At 68.6% G+C, this 21,384-nt stretch carries 20 protein-coding genes and 1 pseudogene; 8 read left to right on the top strand and 13 right to left on the bottom strand.

All coding sequences use genetic code 11. From position 1 onward, the window contains the following. Nucleotides 1–142 precede the first annotated feature (142 nt). Nucleotides 143–604, top strand: a complete 462-nt coding sequence (locus tag ACX9TP_RS26625) for a hypothetical protein (RefSeq protein ID WP_482973425.1) — start codon at nt 143–145, stop codon at nt 602–604. 184 nt (nt 605–788) lie between these two features. Here ACX9TP_RS26625 and ACX9TP_RS26620 read toward each other — a convergent pair whose 3' ends face one another. From ACX9TP_RS26620 to ACX9TP_RS26575, 10 genes and pseudogenes are all read right to left on the bottom strand, one after another. Further along, on the bottom strand, nt 789–1,190 hold the full coding sequence (locus ACX9TP_RS26620) for a hypothetical protein (RefSeq protein ID WP_482973424.1): 402 nt from the start codon (nt 1,188–1,190) through the stop codon (nt 789–791). Then, a complete protein-coding gene (locus ACX9TP_RS26615; RefSeq protein WP_482973423.1) occupies nt 1,187–1,333 on the bottom strand; it encodes a DUF5996 family protein in 147 nt (48 codons plus the stop codon). Before ACX9TP_RS26615 ends, ACX9TP_RS26620 begins: the two co-directional genes overlap by 4 nt. Before the next feature lie 363 nt (nt 1,334–1,696). Then, nucleotides 1,697–2,449 (bottom strand): hypothetical protein, encoded by a 753-nt coding sequence (locus tag ACX9TP_RS26610; protein ID WP_482973422.1) that lies wholly within the window; start codon nt 2,447–2,449, stop codon nt 1,697–1,699. A gap of 290 nt (nt 2,450–2,739) precedes the next feature. Continuing rightward, nucleotides 2,740–4,026, bottom strand: coding sequence for a hypothetical protein (locus ACX9TP_RS26605; RefSeq protein WP_482973421.1), 1,287 nt, complete (start codon nt 4,024–4,026; stop codon nt 2,740–2,742). Nucleotides 4,027–4,205: 179 nt separating this feature from the next. Next, on the bottom strand, nt 4,206–5,126 hold the full coding sequence (locus ACX9TP_RS26600; protein ID WP_482973420.1) for a polysaccharide lyase: 921 nt from the start codon (nt 5,124–5,126) through the stop codon (nt 4,206–4,208). After that, nucleotides 5,123–5,536 carry a glycogen debranching enzyme N-terminal domain-containing protein gene (locus ACX9TP_RS26595; RefSeq protein WP_482982225.1) on the bottom strand — a complete coding sequence of 138 codons (414 nt, stop codon included), beginning with the start codon at nt 5,534–5,536 and terminating at the stop codon, nt 5,123–5,125. The genes ACX9TP_RS26600 and ACX9TP_RS26595 overlap by 4 nt, the downstream gene beginning before the upstream one ends. Nucleotides 5,537–5,792: 256 nt before the next feature. Beyond that, the gene (locus ACX9TP_RS26590; RefSeq protein ID WP_482973419.1) at nt 5,793–6,215 is read right to left on the bottom strand and encodes a hypothetical protein; all 423 of its coding nucleotides are present in this window, start codon (nt 6,213–6,215) and stop codon (nt 5,793–5,795) included. 77 nt (nt 6,216–6,292) lie between these two features. Continuing rightward, entirely contained in the window at nt 6,293–6,949 is a 657-nt protein-coding gene (locus tag ACX9TP_RS26585; RefSeq protein WP_482973418.1) for a hypothetical protein, read from the bottom strand. 208 nt (nt 6,950–7,157) lie between these two features. Then, nucleotides 7,158–7,390, bottom strand: a pseudogene (locus ACX9TP_RS26580) (DDE-type integrase/transposase/recombinase); the annotation flags it as partial. Nucleotides 7,391–7,464: 74 nt separating this feature from the next. Further along, nucleotides 7,465–7,740, bottom strand: a complete 276-nt coding sequence (locus ACX9TP_RS26575) for a DUF3892 domain-containing protein (protein WP_482973417.1) — start codon at nt 7,738–7,740, stop codon at nt 7,465–7,467. A 345-nt stretch (nt 7,741–8,085) separates the two neighbouring features. Between ACX9TP_RS26575 and ACX9TP_RS26570 the strand changes: the two genes are divergently transcribed. Both ACX9TP_RS26570 and ACX9TP_RS26565 read left to right on the top strand, forming a co-directional pair. Further along, complete coding sequence (locus ACX9TP_RS26570) at nt 8,086–8,847, top strand: hypothetical protein (RefSeq protein ID WP_482973416.1); 762 nt, start codon at nt 8,086–8,088, stop codon at nt 8,845–8,847. Between the two features lie 347 nt (nt 8,848–9,194). Further along, nucleotides 9,195–10,544: a hypothetical protein gene (locus tag ACX9TP_RS26565; protein ID WP_482973415.1), complete on the top strand. Its 1,350-nt coding sequence runs from the start codon at nt 9,195–9,197 to the stop codon at nt 10,542–10,544. Nucleotides 10,545–10,891: 347 nt separating this feature from the next. Here ACX9TP_RS26565 and ACX9TP_RS26560 read toward each other — a convergent pair whose 3' ends face one another. Both ACX9TP_RS26560 and ACX9TP_RS26555 read right to left on the bottom strand, forming a co-directional pair. Beyond that, the gene (locus ACX9TP_RS26560) at nt 10,892–11,347 is read right to left on the bottom strand and encodes a hypothetical protein (RefSeq protein WP_482973414.1); all 456 of its coding nucleotides are present in this window, start codon (nt 11,345–11,347) and stop codon (nt 10,892–10,894) included. Nucleotides 11,348–11,563: 216 nt separating this feature from the next. Continuing rightward, nucleotides 11,564–12,946, bottom strand: coding sequence for a serine/threonine protein kinase (locus tag ACX9TP_RS26555; protein ID WP_482973413.1), 1,383 nt, complete (start codon nt 12,944–12,946; stop codon nt 11,564–11,566). Nucleotides 12,947–13,303: 357 nt separating this feature from the next. Between ACX9TP_RS26555 and ACX9TP_RS26550 the strand changes: the two genes are divergently transcribed. From ACX9TP_RS26550 to ACX9TP_RS26540, 3 genes are read left to right on the top strand one after another with little or no spacing between them, the layout of a single operon-like run. Then, complete coding sequence (locus ACX9TP_RS26550) at nt 13,304–14,122, top strand: HmuY family protein (protein WP_482973412.1); 819 nt, start codon at nt 13,304–13,306, stop codon at nt 14,120–14,122. Further along, nucleotides 14,119–15,684: an MXAN_6640 family putative metalloprotease gene (locus ACX9TP_RS26545; RefSeq protein ID WP_482973411.1), complete on the top strand. Its 1,566-nt coding sequence runs from the start codon at nt 14,119–14,121 to the stop codon at nt 15,682–15,684. Before ACX9TP_RS26550 ends, ACX9TP_RS26545 begins: the two co-directional genes overlap by 4 nt. A 54-nt stretch (nt 15,685–15,738) precedes the next feature. Continuing rightward, complete coding sequence (locus tag ACX9TP_RS26540) at nt 15,739–16,860, top strand: hypothetical protein (protein ID WP_482973410.1); 1,122 nt, start codon at nt 15,739–15,741, stop codon at nt 16,858–16,860. Nucleotides 16,861–16,890: 30 nt separating this feature from the next. On the opposite strand, the gene ACX9TP_RS26535 is transcribed toward ACX9TP_RS26540, so the two are convergent. After that, nucleotides 16,891–17,772 carry a dienelactone hydrolase family protein gene (locus tag ACX9TP_RS26535; protein ID WP_482973409.1) on the bottom strand — a complete coding sequence of 294 codons (882 nt, stop codon included), beginning with the start codon at nt 17,770–17,772 and terminating at the stop codon, nt 16,891–16,893. Between the two features lie 238 nt (nt 17,773–18,010). Between ACX9TP_RS26535 and ACX9TP_RS26530 the strand changes: the two genes are divergently transcribed. Both ACX9TP_RS26530 and ACX9TP_RS26525 read left to right on the top strand, forming a co-directional pair. Then, nucleotides 18,011–20,257: a S41 family peptidase gene (locus tag ACX9TP_RS26530; RefSeq protein WP_482973408.1), complete on the top strand. Its 2,247-nt coding sequence runs from the start codon at nt 18,011–18,013 to the stop codon at nt 20,255–20,257. 27 nt (nt 20,258–20,284) lie between these two features. Beyond that, nucleotides 20,285–21,322, top strand: coding sequence for a hypothetical protein (locus ACX9TP_RS26525; protein WP_482973407.1), 1,038 nt, complete (start codon nt 20,285–20,287; stop codon nt 21,320–21,322). Nucleotides 21,323–21,384 lie beyond the last annotated feature (62 nt).

Here is a 21,384-nt window from a genome sequence, read left to right as displayed (position 1 = left end):
CTATCCCGCCTATCAGCGATAGCCGTCTACTGTCCGCTATCAAAAACAGTCTTCTTCAGGAATTGACCGACAAACCAGAAATACGTACTTATTGTCCTCGCCGAGCGCGATTTCCGTGCTCGCGAGCGCAGGAGGGATTGCCATGATCCGTTCGATGACCGTGCTGACGCTGACGCTGGGTGGCTTGCTCGTGGGCTGCGGTGGGATGCCCGAGGAGAGCCAGACCTTCGAGGCGCAGGAGTTGCAGTCGCCGGACGTCGCCCCTCCGCCCGTTTCGGAAGGCAATGTCTCTCAGAGCCTGGTGACGACCATCACCATCTCTGGCGCGAGCATCTCCTATGACTCCGCCAACGACTCCTTCACGGTCCGGGACACCCTGGCGGACGGCCACTCCGCCGTGGCGGTCGTCTACAACCACAACACCGGAAGCACAGGGAGCTGCTGGAACTCGAACGGCGCGGGGACGACGGCGGTCTGCGACCGGAGCTATCCCAACAACCCCGTGCTCTCCATTCGCGCGTGCACGGGTGAGGCCGGCCCAGGCACGCTCGTCGCCTGCTCCGGCTGGGTGGCGGTCAACGCGTTCGCTCCTGAAACGAAGTAGCGCTCCGAGAGCCTCCGCCGGGCCCGCCTCCTTCCATTCAGGAGCGCGGGCCCTCCAGCGGCAGGGACACCGTGAAGGTGGCGCCGCCTCCCGGCGTCTCCGACACACCGACGCTGCCCCCATGGGGGCAAGGCCAGGCACGGCAAGATGAAGCTGCCGCCAATGGACTGCTGAGCCGCCGCCCTCAAAACGTCCTGAACAGCCTGTAGGTGCAGTACCCGTTCATGCAGCGGCTCGACTGGCACTGGAGCGCGCTGACACAGCGCTGGCCTCCGGGCAGCCCGCAGACGCTGTCCCGGCACGCGTATGGGGCCTCGCAGCCCCGCTCGTCCTGGCAGGCCACGCGCACCACGATGCAGCGGCCTTCCTGACACGCGAAGCCGAAGCCGCAGGGGGGCGTGCAGGCACCAGCGCCCGCGTCCGGCGGTTGCTCCGAGGCCATCAGGCCCTCTCGCGAAGGATGGGCCTGCTCCTCGGACGCGGTGGACTCAGGGGCCTCGGGCTCGGAGACACCCTGCGAGGGCCCGCCACAGGCCAGGGCCAGGAGCCCCAGGGCCGCACCGGTGAGGCGTCCTCGCCACCTCATGCGCCACCGTCCGCCAGCTTCACCTTCCCGAGTATCTGCGCGTACCGGTGCAGCGTGGCGTAGGTGTCCTTCCACTCCTCCAGCGGAAGCTCCGGCCACGCCTCCTCGAGCGTGTCCACGTCAGGCGTCGATGCGAAGGCCATGATGCGGCCCCTCCCCACAGGCGAGGTCCGCTTTCAGGATGGGCCCGCGCCCCCACCCGGGCCATGCCCGGAGCCCGAGGCCGCACGACATGAGGACGGGAGGCGGGGCGTCGGCCCCCACGACTCCCCTGGACGCCACGCGGCGGACGGCCGGCGCGGCGCCCGGGAGCACGACTACTCCTGCGAGAGCGCGCCGTCGATGGGTCTTCGCCTGCTCTCGGTGAGCAGGCCGTCGGCGGGTGCTGGCATCCCTGACGGCCCCCGCTGGGGTGCACGCCATTCTGGAGCACCTTGCATGGCCCTCGAGTCCTGCCCCCAGAAAGGTGTCTCAGGAATCCCTGGGGCGGAGGAGGGGAGGGAGCGTCAGAAGGAGCCCTGGAGCCCGAGGCTGCCGCCCCCGGGCCGCAGCATGAGGGTCGGCGTGACGGCCTTGTCCGGCTCGGTGTCCGTCAGCTCGTAGCCGATGATTCCGAGCAGTGGCGCCGTCAGCGCCACCGGGCCCGCGAGCTCGGGGCGCTCGGAGAAGAGGACGAGGCCGGTGGCGGTGGCCGAGACGAGGACGCCGCCCGCGGCCCCCCATGCCGAACCGTTGCCCCCGGCCTTGGCGCCTCCCCACGCGATGCCCAGCGGCATCCCGATGCCGCCTCCCAGCACCGCCCCGGCGGTGGCAAGCCCCAGGATGCAGAAGTCCTTTCCCAGCAGCCCTCCACCCGTACACGACGCGAACCCGAGGAGTCCCAGGCTCGCGCCACCGATGAGGCCACCTCCCACGGTTCCCAGCATGCCTCCGCCCAGCTCCGCACCCAGTCGCGCGCGCGTGCTCCAGCGCGCGGGCTGCGCCTGCGCGAGCGTCCCCGTGTCAGGCGTGACTCCCGCGGCGGGTGATGGAGTCTCCCCGGTTCCGGGCGCCACGCGCGGGGCGCCCGCGGCGAGCGAGACTCCCTCGGCGGGTGAGGGGGCCCCCTTGTTTCCGGGCTCCGCGCGCGCAGCGCCCGCGGAGAGGGTGAGCAGCAGCGACGCCACCAGGGCGAGTCCGGATGAAAGGTGCGGGTGCATGCGGCCCGGCACTGCAATCATCGCGCCCCGTACGCCCCTCTCGCTCTCGACTGCGCGCATGTGCCGCGCCTTGCACAGGTGCCGTGCACGCGGTTGCACAACGCCTCGGCGCATACGCATGGGGCGGAAGGTGGCCCATGCCCCGCGTCGAGGTCCCAGCCGCCGGAGAAGCCACGACCTGGGTGGGTATGGCCCGGCGGGGCCAGGTGGAGGATGGACGCCATCACCTACTGTCGGTAGACCCGACTCCCGCGGCCCCCGCTCCCAGGACGAACTGGAGCCGCCTCCGCCGAAGTTGCCGAGGGTGAAGAGTTGAGGAGGCGTGTCGCGCTCCGCGAGGCCGTGCGCGCTCAGTCGAACTCGGTGTTCGTGGTCCGCACCGCGCGCCAGGGCTTCGCGTGCTTCTCCATCTCGGCGAAACCCACCCGCGCGAAGTCGCGGCCGCGTCCCACCTCGATGCCAATCCACAGCACCTCTGGCTCCTGGACGTACACCGCCACGTCCGCCCACTCCGTCCGGCGCGTGAGCAGCGGCTCGACGCTGTAGGCGCGCGGGTTCCGAGTCAGATCGCGGTCGAACAGCAGCACGAAGTCGCCCCAATGCATCCACAGCGCGCCGTTCTTCCGCAGCCCCAGCGCATGGAGATTGCTGTCGATGGTGTCTGGATCGTTGGACGCCGGCAGCCGGAGCGTGTCCTGCCTCCCGTCCGGCGTGTGGCGGTGGATGACCAGCGACTCCTCCTGGTGGTTGAGCAACTGGAGCACGTCGCCGGAGTTCGTCGAGAAGAGGCGCTCGTCGAACGAGGCGAACTTCGGGAACGGGCGGATGTCCGCCTTCGGCTGTCCCGGCCGCCACCGCAGCACGGCGCGCTCGTTACGCGCGAGGCTCAGCTCGAGGAACACCTGCGCGTCGGTGTTCCCCCAGATCATCCGAGCGTTGCCCACCGGCGTGTCCCTACCGTCGAGCAGGACGGTGTGCTTCACGCCGTGTCCGGTCAGCTCGTAGGCAACGACCGCGCGGACGGGGCAGGTGCGGTGCTCACACGGTTGATCGGGCCTCTCCGGTATCAAGTACAGGGCGACGTCGCGGCGCCTGTCCAGATGCCGTCCCTCCTCGACGCGGTACAGGAGCTCGGGCGCGCCACCGTCGAGCGGAACCCGGTAGGCGATGCTCACCTCGCCGCGCGGCTCCTTGTGCGCTTCCATGTGGACCAGCGCGTCTCGTCCATTCTCGAGGAAGGCCAGGGAGCCGACCTGGAAACCCCAGAGCGCGTCCGTGGGCGGCTTCGGCTTGGGGAGGGTGACGTGCCGTCGCGGCGTGCCGGTGAAGTAGTGCAGCGAAGCGTCCTTCTCCCACGCGGCGAGCACGTCGCCGGCCTTGTTCGAGGCGACGCGGTACAGGTTGTCCTTCGGAATCCGGTGGAGCGAGGTGAACTGCTGCCCGCCCGGCGCGAGCATCCGGAGGTTCGAGCCGCCCACGGTGAGGAATCCGCCGTTGGGCATTGGCAGCATCGTGGTGAGCCCGTGCAGGCGTGACGGCGTGTCCGGCTTCTTGCTGCGAGTGCCGAGGCCTCCTTCCGCGAAGGCGGCTGGCGCAACGAGCACGAGGGCAACGAGTGCACTCCGGATTCGCGACACAGCGGCACCTCCTGGCGATGCGCGAATCGACGGCCGCGCTCGCCGTCTATTCACTCCCCGGTAGGTGCTGGCTGTCCACCAGGAGAGCCGAGGCACGCTCCCGGCAGCAGGCGCTCTGGGAGTGACTCTCCCGCCGCGTTCACCTGGCCCACGGTTCGTGGGCGGGAAGTATCGCGGACTCAGAGCGACGGGGCCGTGGAGTAGAAGTAGTTGTTCCACAGCACGTCGTCGACGCGGAGGTAGTGGTCCTCGGCGGGCGGCGTGCCGGCGCCTCCGCGGAACCACTCCGCATTCCACTTGCGCGGGTAGTTCTCGTGCCACGTGTACGTGGCCGTGTCGTTGGCGAAGCGGCGCGTGTCGCTGCTCGCCACGGTGCACACGGTGCCGTCGGACTCGCGCCGGGCCCACATGCGCAGCTTCCCGTTCGCCTGTCCGCTGGTGTTCGCCTGGACGGAGATGATGAGCGTGTACCACTCGCCCACCGTCACCGTGCAGCCCGTGCCGAGCTTGTTGCCGTAGAGGATTCCGCCGGACGGCGTGCCCGTCATGTCGCAGCCGTAGTAGTACGCATACAGCTTGTTGTTGGGATTGCCGCCGAGCACGAACCGCGAGCTCCAGCCGTCGCAGTTCGCCTGGGCCTCGTCTCCGGCGCCGCCCGTGTAGCCCTTCCCTCCGGTCACGCCCGCCATCTTCAGGTCGCCGCTGTAGAAGTCCCAGCCGGGCTCCAGGTACATCCTCCAGCGGAGCGTGGCCGTGGCGTACTCGCCGGACGTCCAGAGCAGCGGATAGAACTTGCCGCCGTCGTTCTCCGTGCTGGCCGGCAGCTTCACGCGCAGGTACTCGTTGCCTCCCGAGGAGCCGACGGTGATTTGATTGGTGGCGACCCAGCCTGTCGACGCGCCGAAGTCCGCCTGCGCTTCGGCTTGCGTGTACGCATCCAGCGGCTTGCCATCGAAGGTCCACGGGCCTCGCGTCAGTGCCTGCGGGAGCATCCCCAGCTCCTCGTCACCTTCGGGCGCCGGGCCTCCGCAGGCGCTCGCGAGGGTGAGGAGGACGGCGAGTCGGATGGTGGCCAGGTCCGCGGAGCTTCGGGTCGTCATGGGTTCCTCGTGGGACAGGGATGCGCCGGGCCGGCACTCCCGCCCCGACGGGCCGGCTGCCGGTGGGTGGCACTCGGGCGGTTCCTAGCATACGGGGCCATTAACCAAGGAAAAATCCGTAAAACGGGAGAGGTGCTCAGGCGCGGTGGTGGACTCTCGCCGCGGCGTGGGGCGGCTGGCTCGCCAGCCCATCCATCCGGCAAGGTGACCTGCTCGGTGAGTTGGCTGAGCATCACCACCCGGCCGAGCGGCGCGGGGAGGGCTGCCACCAGGAGGGCGTGGAACCTTCGGGGAGGCACGCTGGCGATCGTCCCCGATGCGTACAACCAACTTTCTGGTGAGCCACAGCTCGCGCACCTTCTTCTCCGAGCGACTCGGCCGCGGGGCGTAAGGCGCAATCCTCGGCGCATAAGAGGAAAGGGGCCCTGTTGAGGGGGAGGGAGGGTGCAGAGGGGCCGAGGAGGGCCGCAGGCGGGGCCGCCCGAGCGATGCTCCCGGGGCCCCTTCACGTACGCCACCGTGGTGCCGCCCGGCTCACTGGCGCCGACGAGAACCTCCTGCCGCTCCTGGCTCACGGCGAATCCTCCACGCTAGGAAATTTGACGAGGAGGGGACGATTGTCGGCGGCGTTGGCCAGGGACAGGCTGGTCCCACGCCACTGGGTCGTCAGTCGGTGGGTGTCGTGGTCGTGGGGACCTGCCACACCTGCTGGAGCAGCGCGAGCATGCCCGGGTCGTGCTTGCCCAGCTCTTCATGTGTGAAGGGATAGAAGTCGTTGCGGCCGAAGCGCGCCTCCGAGTTCTCCGCGAAGTACTCCCCCACGTCGGTCATGGCATAGGCACGCTCGACCGTGTTGGGCCGCTCGGGCCCACGCCAGCGCTCCACGCAGTCATAGCTCTTGCTTGCCATCGCGCGCTCATAGACAGCCGCGAGGCCGGCGTGCTCCCAGCCGAGCACCTGGTCATGATAGGCGTGGCTGAGCTCGTGGAGCACGAACACGGGCATCCGCTTGGATTCCTTCTCGAAGATGAAGACGTTCGAGAACTCGACGCTCTTCAACATCGCCAGGTTGCGACCATTCTGGCTCATCCAGGATTTGGAAAGATGGTACGTCGCCCTGGGCTCCTCGTTGGGATAGGGCGGCGACAGCCTGAAGCAGGCCTCGCTCAGGGCTCGTGTCGCAGCAGGCAGGTCGGCGCGTCGTGTCCCGGCGTGGCGAAGAAGCGGAACGGCTCCACGCGAGGCAGCTCGCGGAAGGCGTCTGACTTCACGGCCTGGAGCACGGCCGCGTGCGCGCATTGGAGGGTGCGCACCAGCAGCAGCTTCTCGAGCGGCTTGAACACCTCCAGCTTGCGAACCGCTTCGTCCTCGGCCAGCTCCACCAGCGTCTCCCCGAGCGAGCCCAGCTCGAAGCCGCCAGAGGTGTCGAAGTTCGTCGCGCCGAACTCCAGCACGTTCTCCGTCGCCGTCTCCTCGTAGTGGTAGTCGACGAGCCCCTGTCCCCACACCATCTGCGGAACGTAGGGGCTCACGTCTCCGCCCGCCCAGTAGAGGAGCAGGGCGGACAGCGGCCGGATGCGCGCTGTGCGCACGCCGTCCCGCTCCTCCCAGGCATAGGCCTCCGGATGCAGGTAGCGAGGCTGGCGGTACATCCCGAAGCTCTTCACCAGACCCGCCGTCATCTCGTCGACGAGCCCTTCGTCAATCGCCTCGGCCTGGGCCACCTGCTCGCGGACGATTGCGAACCCGTCCGCCTGGCGCACCTCCTCCAGCAGTCGCGCCGCGCAGGCCGGAAGATTCCTCAGCTCCACGTCATTCCACATGAGCCCTCACGCCTCCGCGGTGGGAGGCCACAAGCGGACCAGATTCTCGACCACGCGCCTCACGTGCCCTTCGTCGAAGGGCTTCTCCATCAGGGTGTTGGGAATGCTCACATGGGCACAGGGCGAATAGAAGGCCTGTTGAGGGTGAGGGCTGGAGCAGAGGGCCGAAGAGGGGCGCTGACGGGTGGAGCCGAGCTGTGCGCCAGCGGTCCGAGACACGGGGCCGGCTGAAGGAGGGCGTGACGCCCAGCCATTGCAGGGTGGCCAGCAGGGGCGCCCTTCATGGGGCCGCCGTTGTCCGAATGCAGCACCGAGCCCCTCGGGGCAGCCGGCCTGCTGCCAGCAACGGCGGATGAGGGCCGCGGCATGCTCGGACGACTCCTCCTCGTGCACCTCGAAGCCCATGATTCGGCGGCTGAATATATCCACCACTAGGGCGAGGGCCGAGAGCAGCGCCCGGTGCGGAGGCCGGAAGCTGCCCTCGATGTCTAAATCCGCGGCAGTGTCCCTGCTGCCTATGGACACTCCCCCAGCGCGAGCAGGTTGTCGTTCCACTTGCCGTCGGCGTACGTCCGGAGATAGGGCCCGTTCTGCCCATCCACGACACCAATATCCGCTCTATTTCCCTCAACCAGCGTGTAGAACGTATTGGTCTTCTTGCGGATTGATTCAATCACATCCGCGACTGACCACTTCCAATTGGCCCCGCCCACGTGAGTGATCGCTTCATAACCACTCCCTGACTTGCTCTTCGTGATGCATGTCACCTTTACATCTGGCACATTGGCCATGACCACCGCTCCTTTGAGAGTCAAATGCGACTGCTCGCGTAGCGTGGTGTTCGCCCGGACGACTGCCCATCCCTCCCGAGAGGTATCGCGTGAGACTCCGTGGGCTTGGTGTCTGGTCCGATAGGGAATTGAGGAAGAAGGGCGACGGCTGGCGGATGCAGGGCGAGCCGTGGTCGGACGTTGGTTACAGTGCCTACCTCCCTGGAGGTATGTGCGCCTTCGACCTTCAACTGTACGGTTTCTTCAAGCGTGCAGAGATGAGACGAAGCCCGACCTGAAGGTCCTTGTCCAGCAATCCTTGCTGGCTACGTGAACTGTGGGCGAGTCAATCCAGCGGAGTCATCAATGGGAGCACTTTCGGAAGAAGCATCGGGGCGGGGGCTTGGAGGTATCGAACGGAGGACGCTCGCCAAGCGTATCGCAAAGAGCAAGGAAGCAGTTCTCGGAGCGATGCGGAAGCTCCATCACCCCCATGTTTCTGAATACGAATCAGCGAATCTGGAGGAGTTGGAGGAGCAGCTGGCACATGCCGCTCGGTTCTACGTGAAGACATGGCCGGGGCGCACCCGGCCGGACCTCATGGATGTGGTCTCGAAGGCGGTCCTCGTCGCGGACGTGGATGCCGCGCTCATTCGTCGCATTTTCGGAGGCGTCGCGACGGAGAGCGAACTGACGGCTCCGGTGGAAGCGCGGCTTCGGCGTGATGGGCTTCAGGTCAAGCGGGAGGTCAATATCCGAGGCAGCCGGGCCGACCTGGTGGGCTTTGCCGACGCCATCTTTGGTCGGGAGGTCGTGGCTGTCGAGTTGAAGAACGCACCGGAGGAATGCTCGCGTCTCGCGAATCAGCTCAAGGACTACCGCCATGCCGCGGATACCGTGCGAGTCGTCATGACGCCGGAGTGCCACGCGCGCGTCGTGCTCCAGCGAGGAGAAATGCAGAACCCCCGCGCCTATGAGGAGTTCATCTCGAACATGGGCGCCGAGCTGTGGATCTATGACGCCATCGACGAGGCGTTTACGAGGATTGCCGGCGGGACCGGCAGTTACGACCGCGCTGATTACAACGCCCTCTGGGATTCTTTGAATGAGAAGGCGTCCCAAACATAGGAAGGTATTCCCTGGTTGTGCTCCCCGTACCGCACTGCCCCGCTGACGGGTTGCCGGGAACACCTGCTCCCATGTGCGCCACCCGGGCGCAGGGCCTCGCCACCGCAGCGCGTTCGACCCGGGGGGATGGATTGCCCCCGGGGAGGGTGCCACGGGCGCATGGGCCTTCAACACCTGGGTGACACGTGGGAAGCCGCGCGGCCCCCGCGAGAGGGGCGCGCGACTCACCGTGCCGCCCGCGAGTGAGTCCCGAGCGAAGGAATCTGAGCAAGGCCGTTCGACTGCGCGGGGGCCGCGTGCGCGAGCCCCAAGCACCATTCGTACTCCAGCCACCGCCAGAAGGGCTCATGAAAACACGGTACCTGCTCATCCTCGTCGCATGTCTCGCCGCTTGCACGACGGGGCCCTACCAGAACACGTCGGTCCCCAATAAGTCGGCACCCATCCTGTTTCAGGGATACGCGTCGGCGGCGGGCGCCGCCATCACGGTGGACGCTCTCAACAACAACACGGGGGAGCGCCGGACGATTGCCTCCACGGTCGCGTCTTCGACGGCAGAGGTCGATAGCACGGGGAGGTCGTGGTACTACTGGAGCACCTCCGTGGTCCTGCCGCGCCAGGGCGGCTTCTGGCAACCGGAGGGGACCAGCAGCAGCAAGGCGAACATCATCACCACCATCGGCGGCGTCCAGTCCTATACGTTCACGGCGGCCCAGATGAACTGCACGGTCCAGAACCTCTCCGCCAAGGGCTACATGCAGGCAGCCCTGGACTGCGGGTCGACCTCCGATCCGCTCGTCCTGCTGGCTCCGTGCGACAGCAAGGTGATGTCCGTCAACGCGGAGATGAATGGCTGTTATCACGTCGGGACCAGCACCAACCTCGCGGACTTCCCCTTCGACCGCTCCTACGAGCTGGCGAATGGGCTTCAGGGGGTGTGCCATGATGACAGCAACTGGTTCCTCACCTCCGCGTGGCGCAATGTCTCCGGGCAGCAGAGCCGCATTGCGAAGAAGTCGGTCACCGTCAGCTTCAACGAGGACAACTTCCTCGTCTACAGGAGTCCGTATATCGACCAGGGATGGAGACACCCGGGCGATTGCGATGTGTTCGGTGGCCTGGTGTATGTCCCCCTGGAGCCGGATGAGGGCTTCGCGGGGTTCAACGCGATTGGCCGCTTCAATACCTCCAACCTGGGCTACCACCCGGTGATTCCACTTCCGGAAAACAGCCCGCAGCGCAGCCCCGGCAATTTCCCGTGGATGGCCAGAAACCCCAAGAACGGCCTCTGGTACAGCTCCAAGTTCGACGCTACCGAGCTGTACGTGTATGCCATTTCAGGCTCGAGCATCACCTACAGGGGCGCGGTCCCGCTTCCGCAGGCGCTTTATCGGGTCCAGGGCGGCGAGTTCAGTCCGAGCGGCAGGCTCTTTCTCGCCACGGATTGGAACACGGGGCTCGTTTCACTCGAGCTCGGGGAAGGCCTTGGCACGACGGCGGCCATTACCCAGTGGCACAAAATCAACTGGGTGCCGGGTGACGAGGAAATCGAAGGGCTGACCGTGTGGAACCTCGATGACGGGCGTGCCCCCGGCATTCGCGGCCAGGTGCATGTGCTCATGCTCGACGTGGGAGAGGTCAGCAACGACGACCTCTACTTCAAGCACGTGCGCGTCAGCCCGATTGATGCGCTCTGACCGGGGTCCGCGGGGTTGACGCCGCGGTAGGGGCGGAGCACCGCGCAGGTCCCCGACGTGGGGAAGTCGCGTTGGCACCGCGCTGGGATGAAGACGTCCCGCGGGGGCGCGGACAGCTGCCGAGGACCTTCTCGGCAGCCGGGCAGCTGCTCACGTCAAAGCGAGTCGCAGTCGTACCAGGTACTGTCGGTAATCTGTGGAGACCTCGGCCTGACTGGCGAGGCGCCAGGACAGGGGAGGGCGCGATGCGGCGCAGGTGCTGCGCGCGGCGCGGCAGGCTCCCCACTTGCGAGGCGTCCGCGGGGAGCGCTGCGGTGTAGCTCTCGGGGTGAGCGGGGCAACTTCGCTCAGTAGTCGAAGCGCGAGGTGATGATGCCGTCGAGCCGGTAGAAGGAGTTGCTCACGTCGATGGTGTAGGTGCTCCCCACCGGATGGCTGAGTCCCTTGGCGAAGCCCTGACACGCGGAGCACACGAGCATGCCATTGAGCGTCACGTCCCAGAGGCCCTGCACGAGGTCGTTCGTCGGCACGCCCTGCGGGGTGACCAGGTTGAGCTCGAGAACGGTGGCGGTGCCCGTGGTGTTCACCGTCACCTTCGCGTTGGCGAACGCGGGTCCCGAGCCTTCCTGCCAGCTCACCACCGAGTCATTGAGGATGGGAGCGAAGAGGGTGCCCTGGATGACGGCGGCTCCGCCCTTCGTCGACCAGATGCTGTGTACCGGCTGGCCCGTCGCGAGCACCAGCCCCGGAACCGTGACGACCGCGAGAAAGAGGGCAACGACGGATGGGCGAAGCCTGTGCATGGACGCACCTTCGAGGTGTGAAGACAGGGTTTGACTGCGAAGGACGCACGCAGTGTTCGCCCAATGTCTTTGAATGTCAAACATCCCCGTCAATGCCATGCACAGTGAAAACATCCCATCTTGTTGGAGCGCGCGCTCCGGCCCTGGACGGAGCAACAGGCGCCAGTCCCTCGGCGGCCGGCCGCGCTCACCTCGCTGGCAGGAAATGCTGTGCCCCTATGGAGCGACGTCGCCAGGGCGCTCCGAGGGGTCCGAGGTGGCGGGGCGCGGAGGTGCGTAGGCAGCGCCGTAACAAGCGCCTTTGTGCACGTAATAGGGCTCGTCACAGTCCTTCAGGCGGATGTTCACCTCCACCCAACACCCGCCGTTGATGGAGACATGCCCCCGGTGGGCACACCGACCGGACGCATCGGGCCGGAGCTGCCCTCGGAGCGGCTTGGGCGGCAGGTCCACGGCGATGACAGACATGGCCGCCGGAGCCCGGTTCAGCGGCACCGGGGCCGTCAGTGCAGTGTCACCGACGGCGACGGTGCCGGCATCCTTCGCCTCTTCGGTGGAGGATGCGTGGGCCGGTTCGGTCCTCTCTCGACGAGGCTCCGCGCTCAGCATCCACACGGCTCCAAGCGCCACGGCGGCGCCCACGCTGGCGGCCGCGATGAGGCGGGACCACGGAGCAGGCCCCCTGACTTGTGGAGGGACACTCCGTGCCTCCTCGACAGGGAGCACCTTCCGGGGAAAGAGCGGCACATCCGCGTCAGGCCCGGCGCTCCGCGCGGCCTGCTCCAGCGCCTCCGCCAATTCGCCGGCACCGCCACGCGCTTCGGGGCGCACGGAGAGCATCCGTGACACGAGCCGGCTCAACTCCGCGCAGCAGCGGGCATTGACGCCATGGGGCGGCACGGGGCCCGTTCCCTCCGGGCCCCAGAGGTGGGCCACCTCGTTCAGCAGGGCTGGCGTGGGAGGGTAGTCGCCGGTCACCAGCCGGTAGGCGGTCATCCCCAGCGCGAAGACGTCGTCGGCCGGTCCGGGCGCATAGGGCGGGTATGACGGCAGGAAGGGAAGGCGCACGGAGCGCCACGCCTCCGGTGCGCGGTAGGGCGGCGTCCCGGGAGGCAATGGCGGCGACGTGAGTATCGCGGCGCCCACGTAGCTTCCGGAGCCGAAGTCGGTCAGGAAGACCTGGCCGTCCGAGGCGCGCACGAGCACGTTGTCGCCCTTCACATCGCGGTGGACGCCGCCCGCGGCATGCGTGGCCGCCAGCGCCCGCGCGAGGTTGGCGAGAACGCGGAGCACCTGGCGCGAGGTGGGGCACTGCGCGTGCGCCCAGTCGTAGAGGGACACGCCGTCCACCCACTGCATCGCGAGGTAGGGGTAGGCCGCGCCCCCGGGCTGCAGCCAGCGCCCATGTCCCATGAGGCGCGGGACGTTCGGATGGTGGAGGCGGGAGAGCAGCTCCACCTCTCGCGCGAAGCGTCCATCTTCGGGGTGCAGGGCCAACTTGAGCGCCACGGGCCCCGGCACGTCCTCCGTCCCGAGCGCACGGTAGACGGCGCCGTACGCGCCCCAGCCGCGCCGCTCCAGGACACGCCAGGGCCCCACCCGGGTCCCCGGCGGCAGGCGTGCTGGAAACAGTGGGCCGGACTCCATGACGTGCCCCACGAGGCGGGAGGAGGTTCGCTACGAGCGCCGCGAGCCTACTCGCTGCATCCGCAGGTGTCAGCGCATCCTCTGGGGTTGGTACGAGCGGCCGACGCCCCGGCTCTTGCTGGAAGGGGGGCGCGAGTTCTTCGAGAGGCGCGACACCCGGGAGCCGCGCGCGCCGTGAAGTTTTCCTGTTCACGATATTGAATATGCGAATCGTTCTCAAGTAGCGTGCCGCCTCGAAATCGATAGCCGGGCCCGCGCCGACAGCGGGCTCGGGGGGTTCGCAGTGCGACCGGGAGGAAGGGCCAGCGAATGAGAACGCATGAAGAGACGATGACGAGAAGCTCCGGACAGCAGGGCCTCTGGGTGCTTGCCGCCGTGGTGGTGGCGCTGGTGTTGATGGTGAATTGCGGGTCGTCCGACGACGACCCGGTGCCGGATGCCGGCACGCAGTCAGATGCAGGCACGGACGCGGGAGTGCAGTGCCTGAACGAGGTGTCGTGCAAGGAGCAGAGCATCGACAAGCTCGGTCTGCTCACCACCGTGTCCACGGGCGAGCTGCGCGAGGAGCAGGCTCCGGCGGGCGAGTTCCGCACGTACATCGACGCGCGCGCGGGCGGCCTCACGCCGACGATGTCCTATACCTATGCCCGCTTCACGCCGCAGGGCCTGGCCCGGGTCTCGGTGGATGACCAGGCGGCGCTGGCGCTGACGGACTGGGACATCGCCTTCCGTCGCTACTACATCCGCGTGAACAGCGGTACGTCCGGTCCGTCCTGTGTCTCGGTGGCCACCACTCCGGAGGGCACCACGTTCGAGTCGGTGACGGCCGTGAACCCCGCCTGGGAGTTCAAGACGGAGGCCTGGTACGACCCGTCCTGCACGTTCATCAAGGACGCCTCGGGGCTCGAGGGGCCCCTCATGAGGTTGAGCACCTTCTGGACGTACGCCTCCTGCGTGCAGATGACCGGGGACGTCTTCGTCATCCGCCTGGCGGATGGCCGGCACGTGAAGCTGGAGGTCACGGGCTACTACGACGCGATACCGCAGCAGGTCTGCAACGAGACGGGCAGCGTGCCCCAGCCGAGCGGCTCCGGGCAGCTTCGCGTCCGGTGGGCCTTCCTGCCATGAGGCTCCGGGCGCTGCTCCTGCTGCTGCTTTCCGGATGTGGTCCGGTCCAGACTCCGCGCGGACCCCATGAGCGGCATGAGCCGTTCGTGGAGTGGCGCACGGGGCTGTTGGCGGGGGCGCGCCCGACCTCTCCATCGGCGACACCGCCGCGCTTCGCCGACGACGAGTCGGTGGAGTCGGTCGTGTCGCCGGAGGGGAGCTTCCGCATCCACTTCTCCCGCTCGGGGCCCAACGCCGTGCCGGCGGCGGACGCGGACGGCAACGGCGTCCCGGACGCGGTGGACACCGTCGCCCGCGCCTATGACCGGGTCGCGGACTTCTACGCCGGGCTGGGCTTCCTGCGGCCGCCGGATGACGCCTGGGTGGGCGAGGACGCCGGCGGCGATGGCCGCTTCGACGTCTACCTGGTGGACTTCGCGGGGCGCGCGGACGGGGCCTTCCGGCTGGACGGCTGTGTGGGCGAGTCCACGCAGTGCACCGGGCACATGCTCGAGGAGAACGACTTCGCGGGCTATGGCTACGACTCGTACGAGGAGGCGGTGGACGTACTGGCGAGCCATGAGTTCTTCCACGCCGTGCAGGCCGCCTATCACCCGGGCCTGGGCAGTGTGGCGTCGGAAGGCACCGCGGTCTGGGCCAGCGAGCGCTTCGAGCCCGCCCTGGATGACCTGGAGCACTTCACCGCTTCGTACATGGCGCGCCCGGACCGCAGCCTCGTGCTGGACCCGGAAGGGCCCGCGGTGTCCTTCAGCTACGGTGCCGGCCTCTACTTCCAGTTCCTCGGCGAGCGCTTCGGGGACGGAGTCCTCCGCTCGCTGTGGGAGGAGAGCGTCCGGACGCCGGGCGTCCGCTGGCCGGTGCTGGTGGACGCGTCCCTGCGCCGCGACTGGGGGGCGGACTTCGACACCGCCTTCGCCGAGTTCGCCCTGTGGAATCTCTCCACCGGCGCGAGGGCAGGGCGGGTTCCCGGCTATGCGCGCGGTGGAGGCTATGCGGCGGTGACCATCTCCGGCAGGGCGCTGCCCCTGGACGAGCCGTCCGTGCGGGTGGCGGCCGCGTCGACGCGCTACTTCGAGGTGGAGGGCGGCGCGCCGACGGTCTCCGCGGTCTTCGAGCCCGAGGCGGGCGGGCCTCCCGGCGGAGCGCACCTGCTGGTGGCGGCGGTGACGGCGGACGCCGTGTTGCGGGTCTCCCGGGCGGAGGGGCTCGGAGTCCTGTCCGCGAAGGTCGACGCCGAGGACGCGGCGCACGTGGTGGTCGCGGTGGTGGACGGACGGATGGAGGGCCTGGGGCGCTATGGCCGCTTGTGCATCACCGGCGAAGCGTCCGGCGCACCCTGTGTCGTGGTGCAGCCGGGGCCCGATGGTGGCGTGGGCAATGGCGCTGACGGCGGCACGGGGGACGGCACCGACGGAGGTTCGCCGGTAGAGCCCGGCCCGCCGTCGGAAGAGGGCGGCTGTGGGGCCGCGCCCGGCGGGCCGACCCGGGCCTTGCTGGTGCTCCTCGCGGTGGCGCTGTCGTGGCGTTGCGGCCAGAAGGGACGCCTCCGAGCCGGGCCGTGAGGCGCACGTGGCAGCGGATTGAATGCCCTCCTGAGATCGCGAAGGATGCACACCATGCCCAGGCCCCGTCCGACCAACACCGCCGCGCTCGACGCGCGAGACGACACGCAGAAGAAGTCGTCCTCCAAGGGAGTCAACAGGGCCAGGGCGGACACGCGCCCGGACGTGGCTTCCGTCGCGCAGGTGCTGGCGGACGTCCACGTCACCGCGCAGGGCACCGTGGTGGTGCTGGCGGGGACGCCGCACCCGGACTCCGACCACGGCTATGTCGCCGGGGATGACCTCTGGGACTTCGACAACGGGGTGAAGTGGAACCAGCCCTGGACCGACCGGGTCTGGCTGGAGCAGTTGACGGTGGACGTGGACGAGGACGAGGTACTGCACTCCGAGCTCACCTACGACGTGGACTTCAACCGTCTGCTGACCTCCGACGGCAAGGGCTGGAAGCGCACCAGGCTGCCCAAGGCGCTTCCCTACGGCTACGTGGCCTCCACCCTCCGGGACCTGGGCGCGCCCTGGGGCCTCACGGGCTTTGGTGTCTCCGTGCTCGCGTTCGCAGGCGGGGGCAAGGGCTGGAAGCTCCGGGAGGTCACGGGGGCCGTCGCGCTCGACCTGGTGGACGGTGTCATCCACGAGGGAACCCTCTTCGGCCTGTGCTCGGCGAACGGGCTGGGGCGGCTCACCCGCGAGGGCAAGGACCTGGGCTTCGAGCAGGTGGGCGAGGAGCAGCCAGGGCTCCGCGGTCTGTGGTCCCTCGCGGGCACGCTCTACGCGTATGGCGACGGCGGTCTGTTCGCGCTCGAGGACAACGCCCTCGTCGCGCGGCACGCCACCCGCTTCCCCGTGAGGGGCGCGTGCGCGGGGCCCGAAGGAAGCCTCTTCTTCCATACCGACGCGCAGGCGTTCCAGCTCCCCGCCAGGGGCAGGGCGCGCAAGCTCGCCCTCCCCAAGGGGGCCGTGCAATCACTGGCCTTCTTCAAGGACCACCTGTTCGTCGGCCTGGACGACCGCGTCCTCCGCCTGGACGAAGACCAGGCCACGCCGCTCAAGGTCCCCACGCCGGCGCCGGGCTACCCGCGCCTCAAGGTCGCCGGTGGCAGGCTCTGGGCGGTGTTCCCACACCACCTGGCCTTCACCAGGAGCGGCAAGTCCTTCCAGGCCCTTTCGTTTCGCTGAAACGGAAGCATGGCCATGACGGCATGAGCGTCAGCGCAGGTGCTTGTTGAAGAACTCCAGCGTGCGCGTCCAGGCGAGCTTCGCGGCTTCGGGGTTGTAGCGAGGCGTCGTGTCGTTGTTGAAGCCGTGCTGGGTTCCCGGATAGGTGAAGGCCTGGAAGTTCACCTTGTTCGCCTTCAGCGCTTCCTCGTACGGAGGGAAGGTCCCGTTGACGCGCGGGTCGTTCTCGGCGAGGTGGATCAGCAGCGGCGTCTTGATCTTCGCCACCTCCGCGGGCGCCGGTGAGGTGCCGTAGAAGGGCACGGACGCCGCGAGCTTGGGCACTCGCGTCGCGAGGATGTTCGCCATGGCGCCGCCGTAGCAGAAGCCGACCACACCGACCTTCCCGGTCGAGTCCGGCCGCTTCATCAGCCAGTGGACGGCGGCGACGAAGTCCTCCTGCGTCTTCGCCTGGTCCAGCTTCGGGAAGAGCGAACGCGCTTCATCTTCGGTGCCGGGGTAGCCGCCGAGCGGGAAGAGCGCGTCGGGCGCGAACGCCATGAAGTTCTCCAGCGCCAGCCGCCGGGTGATGTCCTCGATGTGCGGATTGAGCCCGCGGTTCTCATGGATGACGAGAATCGCTGGCAGCTTGCCCGTGGCCTTCGCCGGACGGGCAAGGTAGCCCCGCATCTTGCCGTAGCCCTTCGGCGACTCGAACTCCGCGTACGCCGTCTTCAGCCGCGCGTCGTCCTTCGGCACCTGCTGCGCTTCGGCGAACTTCGGCGACAGCATGCCCAGCAGCATGGTGGCGGTGACGCCGCCGGCGGCAAAGCGCGCCGCCTTCTCCAGAAATCCGCGGCGGTCGATGTCGCCGTGAACGTACGCATCGAACAGAATCAGCAGGTCCTGGTCGAAATCCTCAGCGCTCTTCATCTCCGCCATGGCGCCGCAGCGTATCACGCCGGGGTGATGAACCCAGGCCCCCTCGCCCGGCATGCGGGGCGGAGGAAGAATGCCTCGGTTCGCCCCGGACAGGTGGCGCGTGGCTTTTCAGCGCCTGCCGTCCAGATGTAACACGGTTTCTCGAATAGAGTCGGCGTGCGCTGACATCGCGCGGCGCAAGGAGGGAGCACGAACGATGCGGTCCCATGGCATGGGTTTGAGGCTGGGAGTGTGTCTGGTCCTTCTCGCTGTCTCGGGGGCAGCGGCACCACAGACGCAGCCGGAGGAGCGGGAGCGCACGCGGCTCCAGCGGCTGGCGGCGCTGGGGGACCTCTGGGGGCAGGTGCGCTACCGCCACCCGTGGATGCTTTCACGGCGCATCGATTGGGACGCGGCGTTCATGAACGCCGTGCCGAAGGTGGAGGCCGCCAGGAGCACCGACGAGTACGCGGCGGCCGTGCAGTCGATGCTCGACGCGCTCGGGGACCCCGCCACCAAGGTGAAGCGCGTGCAGCCGCCCGCCACGCTGGCTCCGCCGACGCTGCGGCCGGTGATTGGCATGGAGAAGGACGTGGTGGTGCTGGACCTGCGCAACCTCACGTCCGCCGAGGGCCTCCAGGAGTTCTGGGGCCTGGGCCCCCAGCTCCGGGAGCCCGTCGCCAAGGCGCGCGCCGCCATCGTGGACCTGCGTCTGCGCGGCTTCGACCCGGAGGAAGTCTGGAGCGTCTCCAGCGCGATGGACCAGATCCTCCCCCTGTTCTTCGAAGGAGACCTGGCCGTCCCGGGGCTGAGGTACTCGCTTCACGGGGGCTACAAGGCCCAGACCGGCATGGACACCCCCTACACCACGGCCTTCACCCAGGATGCCAGCTCGGTCGTGAAGGGTTTCCTCGGGAAGAAGCCCGCGCGGGTCGTCTTCCTGCTGGACGATCACAGCCTGGTCTCTCCGAAGCTCCTGGCGCTGCGCGCCGCCGGTCGCGCGCTCTTCGTGGGCGAGGGGCCGGTGACGGACGCGTTGAGCGTGGACACCCAGGACGTACCGCTGGGCGAGAAGCTCACCGCCACCGTCCGAACGAGCGAGACGGTGCTGCCTCTGGGGCTCGATGAGGAGCTCCCGGCACGAGCCGACCTGAAGGCCCCCGACGCGGCCTTCGCCCGGGCGCTGGTCCTGGCCCGTCAGAAGTCCAAACCCAGGGCCGCCACGGCCACCGTCCAGCCCGAAATCCAGTGGCGCCCGGACAACGCATACAAGGAGGCCCCGTACCCCTCGCGCGAAATGCGCCTGCTGGCGGCCGTGCGGCTGTGGAACGTGGTGGAGCGCTTCTTTCCCTATACCCACCTGATGGATGTGGACTGGAGCCAGCAGCTCCCCATGTTGCTGGCGCGCTTCGAGGCCGCCACGGACGCGAAGGCGTATGCGGTCGAGGTCGCGAAGGCCGCCAGGGAGCTGCGCGACGGCCATGTCTCCCTCAGCGGTCACCCCGCGTACACGGAGATCTGGGGCCGTGCCTGGGCTCCCTTCGAAGCGCGAGACTTCGAGGGGAAGACGGCCGTCGCCGAGCTCTTCGATCCGCAGCTCGCGCAGGGGCTCGTCGTGGGGGATGTCATCGAGAAGGTGGACGGCGAGCCCATCGAGGAGCGGCTCCAACGCTTCGACCTCATCCACCAGGGCTCCACGGAGGCGGCGACCCGCTTCGTCCACATCTACCAGGCGCTCGCGGGCCCCCAGGACACCGAGGTGACCTTCACGGTGCGCGGCGAGAAGGGGGCGCGCGAGGTGAAGCTGAAGCGGGCTTCCTATGTGGCCCCGAAGGGACGCCCGCACGAGCCCTTCAAGCTGCTGAAGGACGGCATCAGCTATGTGAATCTCGCGCAGCTCGAGCCCGGCGAGGTGGCGGAGGTCATGAAGAAGGTCCAGGGGACCCGAGCCCTGGTGTTTGACCTGCGGGGCTACCCGCAGGGGACGGGAAGCCTGCTGGCGCCGTACCTCAACGTGAAGGGCGCGAAGACCTGGGCCCGCTTCGAGGTCCCCCTCGTCGCGGGCTCGACGCTGGTGAACGGCCGTGCGGTGTTGATGCAGGACCTTCCCACCGCGGATGTGCCGGTGTACCGCGGCCGCACCGTGACACTCATCGATGAGCGTGCCATGAGCCAGGCCGAGCACGTGGGGTTGATGCTGGAGGCCACCTGTGGGACGACCTTCGTCGGCAGTCCCACCGCCGGAGCGAATGGCAACATGACGTACACCGTGCTGCCCGGCGGCATCTGGATGAGCTTCACGGGGATGGACGCCCGTCACGCAGATGGGAGCCAGCTCCAGCGCAGGGGGCTCACGCCCCATGTGGCCGTGCGCCCGACGCTCGCGGGCCTGCGCGCGGGCAGGGATGAGGTGCTGGAGCGCGCGCTGCAGCTCCTCGAGGAGCCGGTGAAGCCCGCCGCCGCGGGGCCGGCGTCCCGCCCGGCGCAACGCCCGTAGCTGTCACTTTCCATAGAGGAGCTGGCCATGGACCTTGCATCCGCCATTCGACGTTTCGAGAGCCACGAGGGACCCGCGCTCGCGCATGACGACGGCGCGGCGCGGGAGGTGGAGCACTCCCTCGCGTACCTGGGCTCGGAGGCGGCGCTCGCCAGCCTCGCGGAGGACCCCTACTGGCCGAAGTGGGACACGCCGTGGTGGCACCTGCTGCTCCTGCACGAGCGGGGCGCGTCGGAGCGGATTCCTCCTGCGGCCGTCGAGGCGCTCGTCGCCGCGCTCTCCCGCATGCCGCTGAAGATCTTCCCCATCCACCCCGAGGACACGCCCGCCGGGGTGGACCCCGTCACCGATTCGCTCTGCCACTGTGCCCTGGGGTGCATCGTGCCGGTGCTGCTCGCCTGCGGCGTCGACGTGGACACCCGCCTGCCCTGGGTCCGCGACTGGTTCGCGCGCTACCAGATGGCCGATGGCGGGCTGAGCTGCGACCCGGAGGCGTACCTCGTCCAGGGCGAGGTCCCCAGCTCCATGGTCGGCACCGTGGCGCCGCTGGAGGCGATGCTGGCCCTGACGGCCGTGCGCACGCGCCCCGAGGACGTGGCGTTCATGGACCGCGCCGCGGGCTTCCTCGTCGGGCGTGCGCTCGTCCGGGGCTCGGACACGGTGCACAACGCGGAGGAGCGGGAGAGCGCGACCGCGTGGCCGCTCCTGACCTTCCCGCGCTTCTACTTCCACGACGTCCTGCGCGGCCTGGCCGTGCTGGTGGAGTGGGCGCACCGGCTGCGGCGCCCGCTGCCCTGGAGCGCGCTCTCGCACGTCGTCGTCGACCTCGAGGCCCGGTTCCCGGATGGGCGGGTCCGCATCGGGCGGCAGGCGTTCGCCGGCAAGACGACGCGGGTTCCGGCGGAGGACGGGAGGTGGACGAAGCGCGTGCCCGCCTCCAGCTTCCCGCTGCTCGAGGCCTCGAGCCCCGTGGGCGAGGTGTCGCCCTTCCTGACGCGCTCCTGGCAGACGACGCGCGAGCGGCTCGTCGCGCTCGCGCGGGCGGGGCTGCTCCAGACGGAGTGAGCGCGCTCAGGGCCCCTGGGCGTGGTGGGCGTGGTCGGGCGATGTAACCCGAATTTCCACAT

It is taken from the genome of Pyxidicoccus sp. M15 (assembly GCF_056858435.1).
This window is presented reverse-complemented; position numbering and strand designations above follow the sequence as displayed.